General features: G+C 52.8%; 11 protein-coding genes and 1 riboswitch. Of the genes, 2 read left to right on the top strand and 9 right to left on the bottom strand.

Features of this window, described 5'->3' with window-relative positions:
- Positions 1-9: 9 nt before the first annotated feature.
- From AC5TBW_RS13385 to AC5TBW_RS13415, 7 genes are all read right to left on the bottom strand, one after another.
- Positions 10-1,074 carry a proline racemase family protein gene (locus AC5TBW_RS13385; protein ID WP_495509032.1) on the bottom strand — a complete coding sequence of 355 codons (1,065 nt, stop codon included), beginning with the start codon at positions 1,072-1,074 and terminating at the stop codon, positions 10-12.
- The gene (locus AC5TBW_RS13390) at positions 1,074-2,264 is read right to left on the bottom strand and encodes an alcohol dehydrogenase catalytic domain-containing protein (RefSeq protein WP_495509033.1); all 1,191 of its coding nucleotides are present in this window, start codon (positions 2,262-2,264) and stop codon (positions 1,074-1,076) included. The genes AC5TBW_RS13385 and AC5TBW_RS13390 overlap by 1 nt, the downstream gene beginning before the upstream one ends.
- A 32-nt stretch (positions 2,265-2,296) precedes the next feature.
- A complete protein-coding gene (locus AC5TBW_RS13395; RefSeq protein ID WP_495509034.1) occupies positions 2,297-2,875 on the bottom strand; it encodes an NnrU family protein in 579 nt (192 codons plus the stop codon).
- A 129-nt stretch (positions 2,876-3,004) separates the two neighbouring features.
- The gene (locus AC5TBW_RS13400; RefSeq protein ID WP_495509035.1) at positions 3,005-3,973 is read right to left on the bottom strand and encodes a magnesium transporter CorA family protein; all 969 of its coding nucleotides are present in this window, start codon (positions 3,971-3,973) and stop codon (positions 3,005-3,007) included.
- Entirely contained in the window at positions 3,970-5,421 is a 1,452-nt protein-coding gene (locus AC5TBW_RS13405; RefSeq protein ID WP_495509036.1) for a diguanylate cyclase domain-containing protein, read from the bottom strand. Before AC5TBW_RS13405 ends, AC5TBW_RS13400 begins: the two co-directional genes overlap by 4 nt.
- A 56-nt stretch (positions 5,422-5,477) precedes the next feature.
- Positions 5,478-6,866, bottom strand: coding sequence for an SLC5/6 family protein (locus AC5TBW_RS13410; RefSeq protein ID WP_495509037.1), 1,389 nt, complete (start codon positions 6,864-6,866; stop codon positions 5,478-5,480).
- Positions 6,856-6,962, bottom strand: a riboswitch (TPP riboswitch). It overlaps the preceding gene by 11 nt.
- A gap of 43 nt (positions 6,963-7,005) precedes the next feature.
- Positions 7,006-7,608, bottom strand: a complete 603-nt coding sequence (locus AC5TBW_RS13415; RefSeq protein WP_495509038.1) for a peroxidase-related enzyme — start codon at positions 7,606-7,608, stop codon at positions 7,006-7,008.
- Positions 7,609-7,786: 178 nt separating this feature from the next.
- Between AC5TBW_RS13415 and AC5TBW_RS13420 the strand changes: the two genes are divergently transcribed.
- Entirely contained in the window at positions 7,787-8,479 is a 693-nt protein-coding gene (locus AC5TBW_RS13420) for a hypothetical protein (protein WP_495509039.1), read from the top strand.
- 96 nt (positions 8,480-8,575) lie between these two features.
- Here the strand turns inward: AC5TBW_RS13420 and AC5TBW_RS13425 are convergent, their stop codons facing one another.
- On the bottom strand, positions 8,576-10,075 hold the full coding sequence (locus tag AC5TBW_RS13425; protein WP_495509040.1) for a CoA-acylating methylmalonate-semialdehyde dehydrogenase: 1,500 nt from the start codon (positions 10,073-10,075) through the stop codon (positions 8,576-8,578).
- A 284-nt stretch (positions 10,076-10,359) separates the two neighbouring features.
- Here AC5TBW_RS13425 and AC5TBW_RS13430 point away from each other — a divergent pair, with 284 nt between their 5' ends.
- Entirely contained in the window at positions 10,360-11,415 is a 1,056-nt protein-coding gene (locus tag AC5TBW_RS13430) for a zinc-binding metallopeptidase family protein (protein WP_495509041.1), read from the top strand.
- Between the two features lie 4 nt (positions 11,416-11,419).
- Here the strand turns inward: AC5TBW_RS13430 and AC5TBW_RS13435 are convergent, their stop codons facing one another.
- A complete protein-coding gene (locus AC5TBW_RS13435) occupies positions 11,420-12,430 on the bottom strand; it encodes an alpha-E domain-containing protein (protein ID WP_495509042.1) in 1,011 nt (336 codons plus the stop codon).
- Positions 12,431-12,432: the final 2 nt, after the last annotated feature.

Genomic DNA, 12,432 nt, shown 5'->3' on the forward strand with positions numbered 1-12,432 from the left:
TTTTGATGATTAGGTTTCTGATGACAGTGCCGTCGGCTGATGACGGTCGCTCAATATATGATGCAGCTCACCGCAAGCTACCATTGGGTCATCGCAGTTGATAACAATATCCGAATGCGCCAGTACATAACTGCGACCAGTAATGGTGTTTTCCACTACCTGATAAGCACCCTCTTGATGAGTGCCAATAAAGGTACCGATAAACCCCGTCTCACGCAGTGACACCGTCTCTAATTTATCGCCTATCTTCAGCCGCCCTTCATAATTCATCAACGCCAGGCGGGCTGAGGTGCCGGTGCCTGTGGTACTACGGCAAATAACGCCTGGGTGCACATAGGTGGTCGAGCGTGAGCGTATATAACCTTCCGTTACTTGCTCCTCAGGCCCCATAAAGTGCAAAAATGGCAGCGGCCCTACATCGCCCAGGGTGTAGTGGGAAAAGCCTCGCTTGGCCTTAATTGCTTCGACAATTTTATAGGCACACTCCGAAAGTGCGCGCTCCTCATCACGCACCAGCCTAAAACCCAGCTCTGTGGCATCGACCAAGGCGTAAAAACCACCGCTGTAGGCGATGGAATAGGTGACGTCACCAATACCCGGTACATTAATCGTATCCCGATAGGTGTCGATATAGCTGGGCAAGCCGCCACAGGTGACTGACTCCACTACGCCGTTGTGCACCTTGGCTTCGATTTGCACTAAGCCTGCAGGCGCTTCCAGCTTAAAGCGCTGTATGCCTTCCTGCTTGGGCACAATGCCGCTTTCCAGTACCGCCGTTGCGGTACACAGCGTGTTGGAGCCAGAGTAAATGGGGTACCCCATCACTTCCATAATGATATAGCCCGCTACCGCTTCCGGGTGGCTGGGAGGTACCAATAAATCCACCGACATTTCCGGAATGCCGTAGGGCTCTTCCAGCAGCAATCGACGCAAACCGTCGGCATCGTCACGCAGGTACTCCATCTGCTCGCGCACAGTGGCGCCCGGTAGCAGGTCAATACCTCCGGTAACAATACGGCTGACATCGCCACCGGCATGGGTATCCATAAGCTGGATCGTGTGAAGGTTATGCACTAGCGGCGCTCCTCGGTGGTAGAAGAGGAATTTTCAAGCGCGAACGGCGCACCGTGAGATGCCCACTGAGCATCGGGAACAAGCACAATTTTGCCCAGATAGTTGCTGCCCCGATTGACGAAGTAGCGCTCGGCATCATGTAGCTCGGAAAGCTTAAACGCTGCATGCAGTACAGGCTTTAACTCACCGCTGCGAATCCATGCTACCAGCTGTTCAGCCTCTTCACGGGTGCCGTGGGAAACGCCAAATATCTGCACTTGATAAAGATAAACACGGGTCCACATCATTTCGCTAAGATTACCACCGCTGGCGCCGGCAATAGAGAGGCGCGGATAGCTCTTACGGCCCTGCATATCAACAATCATGGTGTCGATAAACAGGTTAGTCATCTCACCACCCACCAAATCCATCACCGCATCGATAGGTTTACCGCCCGTCGTTTCCAGCACCCGGTCAACAAACGTTGGCAAGTCGCCCCGGTCAATCACCGTTTCTGCACCTAGCGTTTTCAACGCCTCGGCTTTGTCTAGTTGGCTAACCGCATAAGGAATAGCGCCCACAATCCGGCAGAGCTGAATCAGCGCAGTGCCTACACCGCCGCTGGCACCACTGACGAGTACGCGTTCTCCGGCACTTACCTTAGCGGCCGTCATCATGTGGTAGGCGGTTTGATACGAGCACATACCCATTGAAGCCAGCTCGGCATCCTGCAGTTCTGGGTTCGGCACATGATAAAACTGATCAGCAGGCACGGCGATATACTCGGCATACCCGCCGTCGGCTCCATGGCCGTAGTAGTCTGGGGTTAGGTTAATATCGCGGCGCTCATCAGCGTAGATATTAAAATCGAGTAACCCTCGCTGGCCAATGCGCTCGGCGTCAACGCCCTCCCCGACCGCCACTATGCGGCCAGCTACGTCGGCGCCTTGAATCCGTGGGAAGGTAAGGGTCGGCGTCCCCCCCATAGCAAACGAAGTGACCTCAGCCTTATCTTTAGTGGGGTATAAACCCTCGCGGGCTTTTCGGTCGGTGTTGTTCTTCGCTGTCGCGGTTACCTGAACCAACACTTCGCCTGCCTTGGGCTGCGGCGTGGCGACATCCTGATGGTATTCCAGCTTTTCGATATCACCGTGTCCCATCAAAAGCATGGCGGCCATTGTCGTCGGCATGGAGTGTGCAGTTTCGGCCATGGACTGGCTCCTATTTGAGGGCTGAACAAAGATTAGCTAAATACAGGGACGCCAATCAGCGCTGCGTGCAAGTAAAAGGCAAATACAACATACGCTACCAGGCCTATTAATACGGTAACAATAGTGGCCATTTTAGTGGTACTAACGGGCGCAGGCGGCGTTAGACGATCGCGCTTTTTGGCGGTTTTAAACGCCAGGATAGCCCATATAAGAAAGGCAGCAAAAAAGATAATATCGCCTAAGCGCCCGTTGGCCAGCAGGTGAGCAAGCGCCCAAATTTTTACTGACAACATCATCGGGTGGCCAAGCTTGGCCTTAATCGCATTACGAGGAACATACGCCGCTGCTAGCATGATAAAGGCAGGCAGCATCAGCAGCGCGACGGCATGACGCATGCCCATCGGGGGATACCAAACATCAATGGGGTTGAGGCGCATCTGTCCAAAACCATAAATCGCAATGGCCAGGCCAACGATCGATACCGCTGAATAGGCTACTTTCCAAGTGGTTTCGCCGTGTTTCGCAACCTGCTGCTGACGCCAGTCTTCAGCATAAATACGTACAGAGTGGCTGCCTAAAAAAATCAGCAGCCCGATAATCATAATCGTCATGGAACAACTCCCAGTGAAAACGCTAGTCGACGGCTTTATGCCTTATTGTCTTGGTCGCTGGAGAGGATGCCACACTCAGCCGTCGAGCACCTATGCGTGCATCAACTTTTCGTTCGCTGGCGAGGCTAATTAAAACCAATGCTTGCGCTTAAACAGCCAAATCAACACCCCGCCAATACCCAGCATCGCGCCCCATACAAAAAAGTAGCCGTACTCATAGCGCAGTTCGGGCATATTTTCGAAGTTCATACCATAAATTCCGGCAATGAACGTCAATGGTACAAAGATGGCGGTAATGACTGTCAGAACGCGCATAGTAATATTTAGCTGATGCGACGAAATAGAGATATAGCCATCGATTAAGTCGCCGCAAATATCGTAGTACATCTGGGTCAAGGTATAGAGACGTTCAAAGCGATCCGCTACATCATTGATTGCATGCAGCGTTTCACTCTCATCCCGCGGCAAATGTTCATAGTCATAGGCCGTCAACTCTTGAGTAATCCCTTTGTGGTAACTAAAAATGCGACGCATTTTAACCAGCCGAGATCGATAGGTAATGATCTTGCGCATCAATACATCATTACCATTTTCTAACAGCTCATCTTCTAAATCGCTTAATTCAGTTTCAAACTCAAGCAGGCTATCGATATAAAACCCAGCAGAGATATACATAACACGCAGCGCGACCTGCTCCGGCGAATGAGCCAAAAGTGCTTTGCCGTGCTCGTTAAACAGTCGCTCAATGCTTAACGCTTCACCCGGATGAAGCGTAACCAAAAACCTTTCGCCCACAAAAAAACAAACCTGTTGAGGCAAATAATTCAGTTCGGCATCGAAGGAGGAGATGCCGCGATAAATAATCAGGGTATGGTTATCAAACTCTTCAATTTTAGGCGGATGGCGCTCTTTATGGGCATCTTGAATCGCCATTGGGTGAAACTCAAAGGCCTCTAAAATAGCGCGTTCGCTCTCCTGGGTTTCACCCTGCATATCAATCCAGATATGGCTTTCAGGTATAGACTGCCAAACGGTTATCAGGTGTTCGCCGCCCTCTTGAGTTTTACCATCAGGGGTGGTGAGAATCGTTCGAATCATGATCGTCCTTGAGTTTTATCTGGAATCGACGCAATGTCCGCAGGCTGCGCAATCCGCACTTGGGCTTTTCCTAAGCGCTTAGCTTCATACATAGCAACATCGGCGCGCTTTAGCAGTTCATTCGCCGTTTCAGCGCTAGCAGGTAAGTAAATAGCAACACCAATACTAACGCTGACATTTAACAACCTCTCGCTGGTGACTAGTGGTTCTTCAATTACGGGGATTAATTTATTAGCCAAACCCTCAATTGCCGATCGCTCACTGCCCTCCAAGAGCATGACAAACTCATCCCCAGCCCAGCGCGCTATATAATCGGTTTCTCGGACGGCCTGGACCAATCGTTTAGCCATTACCCGCAGCAACTCATCACCCATGGCGTGACCGTGAGTATCATTAATTGCTTTAAAACCGTCCAGATCCATAAACAGAACTGCTAAGGGCTTATAGGTACGTCGAGTGCGGGCCATTGCATTGGGTAAATGCTCATCTAGCGCTCGCCGATTAGGCAGTTTGGTTAATACATCCTCACGGGCCTGTTGGTCACGCAAGCGCTCTAACTGCTGTCGTTCGGTAATGTCATGAATAAACAGGCTTGTTCGCTCGCGCCCATCAATTATTAATTTTTTGACACGAACTTCGACAGGCAGCTCAGTGCCATCATAGCGCCGAGCCGTATAGGTGATAGGAACCTGATCACTATCGATTGGCAAGCCATTGGGGAACAGTCGTTGGGTGATCGACCTTGCCAGCACCGCTTTGCGTGGCCAACCAAACATTATCTCTGCAGCGCGATTCCAATCCAGAATGACGCCTTCTCCATCAAGACTGATATAGGCGTCATAGGCAGATTCGATAACAAGATTGAGCTCATTAGTACGCCGCTCAATTTGGCTCTCCATACTGCGGTGTAACTCATTCAGCGCTAGCTGAGATGCATGAGTTTTTTTTCTTTCTCTGATCAGCCGCTCACGCAGACGAATCTCATCTGTGACTATTGCCGCTAAATCCTTTAATGCCGCCAGCTCGTTCTGACTAAGTACACGAGGCTGGGTATCGATTGCACAGAGTGATCCCAACGCGAGCCCACTGGAGGTACTCAAGGGAATGCCCGCGTAAAAGCGAATACCCTTAGTAGCCGTCACATGAGGATTTTGCGCAAAGCGGGGATCCTGGCGAGCATCTTCAACGATTAACGGCTCTGAGGCAGTCACCGTGTAAGCACAGAAAGCCACATCACGAGATGTCTCGCGAGTTTCTATGCCGACACGAGACTTAATCCACTGACGTTCGGCATCAATTAACGTTATCGTTGATATCGGCACGTTCAGCAACTGGGTCACCAGCCTTGTGACGCGGTCAAAGGCGGGTTCATCCGGAGTATCCAGCAGCTCAAGCTCATAAAGAGCGGCTAACCGCGCCGCTTCATCAGATGCTATGGGGTAGCTCATTGTTATGTCACCCATTGAGGCAGGTGTATATCTGCCAGCATATCGCGACCAGTACTTTAATGCTTAATACTTACTGCTTTTTTAGTCATATTAGCCAGCAACAGACTGACCAGCGTTGAGGCTGCTAATGCGCCAACGAATGGCCCTAAGGTGGGGATACTGCCCGGAAAACTGGCAGCCACTACGCCCGCGATAAGACTGCCTTGACTTATTCCTTCAGGAATAATTGCCCCCAATAATCCTGCAATGCCCCCCGCAATAGCTGCTACTGGGGTCATTCGCGGCCATAGACCCAACAGAACGGGCACCACAATGGCGGCACACAGCAAGTCAGCAATAAGGAAGAGTCGCAGAACGGATAACCCCTGCAAGGCAATCACTACGACCGGAATCATCAGAGCAATCGTGACCCAACGAGCAGTGGTCAGTGAAACGCCCCGCCCCTCGCTGCGCGTGACGACGAGCGAGGCAATACCATTTTGTAACGTATCAACGCTGGAGGCTACCAAGGTCACCGCCAACACAAGGGAAGGTAGCGTCAGCCAAATGGGAGCATCACTTAGCAGGGCAAAAAATGGCATCGGCGGCTCCCCTAATGACATACCGCTCATCGCGGCCAACATACCCAGACCGCCAATCAACATAACGACAACAACCGTCATGGCGCCGCCTAGCCATGCCCCACGCCCCAGACTTTGATCGTCACGCGCAGCCCATACGCGTTGCCAATACCCTTGGTGGAAGAGATTAGCCGCCGTGACTGCGATCACCAGCGTTAACGCGACGCTGAGTGCACCGGCAACAGGAATAGACGGCAGTGTTGTCTCGCTAGGCATGGCAGGCAACCGCCACAACGTGACGCTCGCCACCGCCAACAGTAGCGCCAGCAATAGCCATGCTTGCCAACGGTCCGTGGCAAGGCTAGCGCGCAGTCCCCCAACCGCCGTATAAACCAGAGTGGTAAGGGCAACCCCTATAATCACCAGCGCAGGTGGTACATCGGATAGTAGCGCGGTGATCGCACCAATAGCGGTTAGCTCAGCGGCTAAAAAGCAGGCCATATAGCCAACCGAGACCAGAGTTACCCAGCGCCTCACGCCCAAGCCATAGCAGGCTTCAGCAAACTCGGCGATACTGCGCCCCTCAGGAAGAGCACGGCGGATCTTCGGCCCATACAGTCCTAATACAATAAACGGTAGCGCTGACCCCAGTGCATAACCTGCTAATGCAAGGGGGCCAACGAATGCACCAATTTCAGGTGGCGCAAAAAGGATCCATGCACCCATTCCGGATGCGAGAAATGAGAGCCCAAGGGTAGAGGCGGTTTGCGAGTTACGGGCAGTGACGTAGTCATCCAGCGGACCATCTACCCAGCGAGCACGGAGACCTAAATAAACAAAGCAGCAAAGCGCCGCGCCAAGCACGGCTGACGTCAGGTAAAGCATGTCGCACTTCCTCCGCCGGTACTAACCGGATCAGGTTCCAGGGTCTGCGCGATACGCATTCTCAGCCTTTATGACACGGCTCCCCTGGCGACAGTGAATGGAGGCGCTATCCTCAATGATAAAAGCGCCTTAGTAAAGCTTAAGCAGAGCCTGCAGCATCATGGCGGGGTACACGCCCCATTAAGTAAAACTCCTCATTGGGCGGTGTTCCCGCGAGTGTCACCAAGCGGTTCGACAAGCCAAAAAATGCCGCGATGGCGCCAATATCCCAGCAATCCTCCTGGCTAAAGCCTACCGCCAGGAGGCGTGTGAGCCACTCGTCCGTCATTTCACCGACATCGATAGCGCAGTGCATCGCAAAATCAAGCATCACCCGATGGCGCTCGCTAATCGGCGCCACGCAATGATTAATCGCGACCTGGTCGGCAAGCAGCGGGTTTTTACTGTAAATTCGCACCAAGGCGCCGTGCGCTACGACGCAATACAAACATCGGTTACGCGCACTGGTGGCGACGACGATCATCTCTTTTTCTGCTTTAGTGAGCGAGTCCGACTCACGCTCCATTAGTGCATCATGATAGGCAAAGAAAGCACGAAACTCGGCTGGGCGGTGGGCCAACATTAGAAACACATTGGGCACAAACCCTGCTTTTTCCTGGACAGCTAAAATCGTGGTACGAATATCTTCTGGAAGGTCATCCAACGTGGCAGGCACATTAAAGCGACTTAATGGAGCAGACATAACCACCTCTTTATTGTTAAGTTTAACCATCTCATAAAAAACGGCTTCGCGGTTGAGTAACAAAAAGCTAATTTAAGTGACTTTTAATCAACCGTCCTGCTCGCCATACTGAACTATCGATCTGTGATAAAAACCGCGCACCACTCTTAATAAACAGTTCGCTCAAAGGGACACTGCCATGAGTCATAACGAAGCCAAGGAACATACCCCCGGTCGTCTAAACGAGCTGTTTGCTGACCCCTACCAAGCGTTTGAAAATGATACTGACGAGCGTCAGTTACATATTCGTATCATGCTGCATATGCTCCTTGCTCGACCAATGACTCGGGGGCAAATGACACTGCGGGTGATTCATGGTTGGGAGAATGGTGGTTTTGAGCCGGAAGACCTTCAGCATGTCGACTACCCACTCACAGGGGTCCCTGACTTCAAGCGCGCAGTGCAGGATTTTGAACACGCCTCCAAGCACAATACACGGCTACCCGCAGACAATACCGCCATACTTGCCGCCCCTTTAAAAGATGCAATCGCCGACGCCGAAGCTGAGGGCCAAAGTTTCCCTAATGACATCCGCAACTCGCCAGCACGATGGCAAGCGTTTGAGGGTGGCTTGGCGCTATATACACTGTTTAAAATGTATCACCGCCTTGTTTATGGCGAAGACGACACTTATCGCTGTGCTCAGTGTATTACCCCCCTTGGTATGCGAGAGATACATGAATTTCACCTCGAAGAGGGTGAGTTCGCGCTACTCGTGCCACCAGGGCCACACTTCAAGAGCGAACCTTCCTTACTGGTTTTACACGAAAGCCAACTCGGTCCGATAGAACAATTGCTTGAGGAAAGCCTGCCCCTGTTTGATAACTTTTAAAGGACGCAATATCGTTTCATTGGCCCTGTCCACCGCCTGCTTTTAGTTGGCCCCGCTTAAAGCAGGGCCAGTATGCAGGAATTAACATTGCTTCAATTAGCCAAGCGAAATCGTACTATTGATACCGCTGGAGACATTCTCAGGTTCAAACCAACGCGCCGTTACGGTTTTCGTTTGCGTCCAGAAAGCAATCGCCTGTTTGCCGTTGGGTCCTAAATCCCCCAACTTTGATGCCCTCGATCCGGTGAAGCTGAAGTACGCAACGGGCACGGGAATCGGCACGTTAATCCCAATTTGACCAACATCGATATCCGTCTCAAAACGCCTTGCGATCCAGCCTGAGTTGGTAAAGATAGAGGTACCATTGCCATTTGGGTTGGCATTAATAAAGGCAATCGCCTCATCCAGCGTTTCAACACTGACGACACAAAGTACGGGGCCAAAAATCTCTTCGCGATAAATGGTCATATCTGCCGTAACGCCAGCAAACAGGGTCGGTCCTACAAAGTTACCGTTGGGGTAACCCTCAACCTGAACGTTGCGCCCATCGACCATCAGTTTGGCGCCCTCTTTTTCGCCTGCATCGATTAAACGCAGCACACGGTCACGAGCAGCTGGCGACACCAGCGGCCCCAAATCCGCATCCAGCTGGGTGCCTGGACCTACTTTCATTGCCCGCGCCGCCTCAACAATGTCGCTTAGCCATTCGCGTGCCTCACCGACCAGCACCACCACCGAATTCGCCATGCAGCGCTGGCCCGCCGCGCCAAAAGCTGAGCCCAACAGATTGTTGATCGCTTGGCTACGGTTCGCATCAGGCATCACCACACAGTGATTTTTGGCCCCCATCATCGCCTGCATCCGCTTACCCGCTGCGGCGGCACGGTTATACAACAGCGAACCCACGTGGGTAGAGCCGATGAAAGAGAGCGCCTTGATATCTTGGTGATCAGCGATTTGATTGGCAACATCTGGGCCACCGTGCACCACATTGAGCACGCCCGGCGGGATACCCGCTTCATGGGCCAGTTCCACGAGACGCATGGTGGAGCTTGGATCTTGCTCCGACGGTTTAAGAACAAAGGTATTACCGGTGGCTATCGCCAGCGGAAACATAAAGCAGGGCAGCATAATGGGGAAGTTGAAAGCGGTAATCCCTGCGCCCACACCCAAAGGCTGATGCATGGTGTAAACATCCACCTCGTTGGCAGCATTTTCTGCCAACTCACCCAACTGCAGCGACGTGATCGAACAGGCGTGCTCCACTACTTCCAGACCGCGCCCCACTTCGCCTTCAGCATCGGGCAGGGTTTTGCCATGCTCTTCTGTAATCAGTGCTGCAAGCTCTGACGTATTATCTCGGATCAACGCCTGAAGCTTGAGCATAATGCGCATGCGCTTGCCTAGTGGCATTTTACGCCACTCTTTAAAGGCCTCTTTAGCACTGCTGATAGCGCGCTCTACTTCGTCAGCGGTACAGAACGGAACCCGAGCCACCACTTCTTGGGTTGCAGGATTGACGACATCGCGCCACTCCTGGCTTTGCGACTGTACGGGCTGACCGTCGATATACATGGGAATTTCGCGAACGGACATAGCATTGCTCCTATCTATGATTGTGGTTGTTATGGTCGTGTCTGTTACTAAAAACCGTTTTCAAGAGCATATCACGGTAAGTCGAGAACACTGGGTATAGCAGCAAGTTGACGTTAACGTCAACCAGGTATATTACAAGTAGACAAAATCTACAGTGGGGCGTCAATTAGCCTTTCCATTGTGACCCTGTGCTGGCTATGCTTCGGCTAATCAGGGGCGCCGTGGCTGTTCAAGCCGCTCACGGCAAACGCTACGCATAGCGTGTTTAACACAGGGAATTAACGATGCAGACCTTCAGCTGCCGCTGTGGCAATCCACTCTTTTATGAAAACACCCACTGCCTTACCTGCCAGTCAGATGTCGGATGGTGCCCCTCCTGTAGCAATATTGTCGCGATTGAGCCACTGGACAACGGTGGGTATCGCTGTACCCACCCAGATTGCGATACGGCGCTGATGAAGTGCCACAACTACGCCGTTGAGAACGTCTGTAATCGTATGGTGGTAATGGCGCATGGCCAAGCGGATGCACTATGCGACTGCTGCCGTTATAACGAGGTAATTCCCGACCTCAATATTGAAGGTCATCGTGAACGCTGGGCGGCGCTCGAAGCGGCAAAGCGGCGGCTATTTCATACCCTCGATCTACTCAAGCTGCCGCACGGCACCAAAGACGATGCTATTAACGTGCCGCTAAGCTTTTCCTTTATGGCCGATGCCCTTCCTGACCAGGGCTTATGGCGCTCTACCGCGAAGCAAGAGAAGGTGTACACCGGCCATGCGTCAGGCCATATCACCATTAACGTCAAAGAAGCCGATGACGTTGAGCGCGAACGCCTGCGCGTCGATATGAACGAATCACACCGCACGCTCATCGGCCACTTCCGCCATGAAATTGGCCACTATTACTGGGATGTACTGGTAAAGGATCGCGATGAAGAGGCGTGTCGCGCTGTGTTTGGCAACCACCATCGGCCAAGCTATGCCGAAGCGCTTGAGCGTTACTACCAACAGGGCGCGCCAAGTGATTGGCCTAACCGTTTCATCTCCGCTTACGCCACCATGCACCCTTGGGAAGACTTCGCCGAAACCTTCGCCTATTACCTGGATATGGTGGCCGTGCTGGATACGGCACTGCACATGGGAATCACCCACGTTGAATACGACGGCAGCTTGGACAGCATGCTGCTTGCCTTTCACCAAGTAGGCATGGCGGTGAACGAGCTCAACCGGGATATGGGGCTACTCGACCTGTCACCGGCGGTACTTGCCCCCGCCGTGCGCGATAAGCTGGCGTACCTGCATCAACTGATACAGGCCGCCAGCCCTATCGAGCGCTAGTGTATCAATCGTTGTCGTTGTCCCCCGCGTGGCTTTGGCTCTGGCTCTGACTTTGTGTCTGTGTAACGCGGGGCACACTATCGTCATTCACGAAATAGGTAGCGCTAAGCGTATCGTGGATAGCGGCAAAGCCAATCTGCAGTTCATCAATAAACGCATGCAGCTTGCTGGGTGAATGGGCTAACGCTTGAATATCGGCATCCACCACATCGGCGCGAACCAGCGAAACGGTCGCCGCCGGACGATCCTGGCGTGGTAGTAGCGTCAGCTCATGACCCAGCGTCTCAAGGCTGCAGGCAATCGAACGTGGCAAGTTAGGGTCTTGGAGCAAAAAGCGCAGTACGTCAGGCCCCCGCACGCGTAAGCGCACCTGCTGACGGTACATTTGGTAGGCGGTGAGTGATTTAAGCACGCTCATCCACTGCAGGTTTTCAAACGGCAGCAACTCTTCAGGGTTCTGGGGCAGCAGGCTGGCGGAGCGCACGTCAACGATACGAGTCGTCATATCCGCTCGCTCCAACTGACGCCCCAGCTCAATAAAGGTGCGCGCAGGGCCATGGCTTAACGTGCCTTCAATTAGGCCCGTCAACGCCTGGCAGCCACGGATGACACTCTTGAGAAAGCTGTCACGGCGGCGCGGACTCACGCCATTTTCAGCATGATCGGCCACGCTCAGATAGAGCTGATTGACCTCTTCCCAAATCTCCCGAGGCACCACATCCCGAGTGGTTCTGAGGTTCTCACGGGCACTGGCGAGGGCGGAGATAATCGAAATATCGTTATCGCTATCGGCACATAAAAAATGCACGACATTGCGCTCATCAAAATCATCATGGCGTGCGCTAAAGGCTTCCAGACTGCCGGTCATTTCGATAAGCGGGGCCCAACCTAGCGGCAAGCGCCCCGGCAGATCCAGCATAAGGTGACTATTGACACTCAATAGGCGCGCGGTGTCTTCCGCTCGTTCGATATAGCGCGCCATCCAGTAGAGGTTCTCTGCAACGCGTGACAGCATGG

It is taken from the genome of Vreelandella sp. ssv (genome assembly GCF_059448525.1).

What these genes read in the sequence shown, in the direction of transcription:
- AC5TBW_RS13390 (WP_495509033.1), bottom strand. Translation starts at nt 2,264, where the DNA reads ATGGCCGAAACTGCACACTCCATGCCGACGACAATGGCCGCCATGCTT.
- AC5TBW_RS13395 (WP_495509034.1), bottom strand. Translation starts at nt 2,875, where the DNA reads ATGACGATTATGATTATCGGGCTGCTGATTTTTTTAGGCAGCCACTCT.
- AC5TBW_RS13400 (WP_495509035.1), bottom strand. Translation starts at nt 3,973, where the DNA reads ATGATTCGAACGATTCTCACCACCCCTGATGGTAAAACTCAAGAGGGC.
- AC5TBW_RS13405 (WP_495509036.1), bottom strand. Translation starts at nt 5,421, where the DNA reads ATGAGCTACCCCATAGCATCTGATGAAGCGGCGCGGTTAGCCGCTCTT.
- AC5TBW_RS13410 (WP_495509037.1), bottom strand. Translation starts at nt 6,866, where the DNA reads ATGCTTTACCTGACGTCAGCCGTGCTTGGCGCGGCGCTTTGCTGCTTT.
- AC5TBW_RS13415 (WP_495509038.1), bottom strand. Translation starts at nt 7,608, where the DNA reads ATGTCTGCTCCATTAAGTCGCTTTAATGTGCCTGCCACGTTGGATGAC.
- AC5TBW_RS13420 (WP_495509039.1), top strand. Translation starts at nt 7,787, where the DNA reads ATGAGTCATAACGAAGCCAAGGAACATACCCCCGGTCGTCTAAACGAG.
- AC5TBW_RS13425 (WP_495509040.1), bottom strand. Translation starts at nt 10,075, where the DNA reads ATGTCCGTTCGCGAAATTCCCATGTATATCGACGGTCAGCCCGTACAG.
- AC5TBW_RS13430 (WP_495509041.1), top strand. Translation starts at nt 10,360, where the DNA reads ATGCAGACCTTCAGCTGCCGCTGTGGCAATCCACTCTTTTATGAAAAC.
- AC5TBW_RS13435 (WP_495509042.1), bottom strand. Translation starts at nt 12,430, where the DNA reads ATGCTGTCACGCGTTGCAGAGAACCTCTACTGGATGGCGCGCTATATC.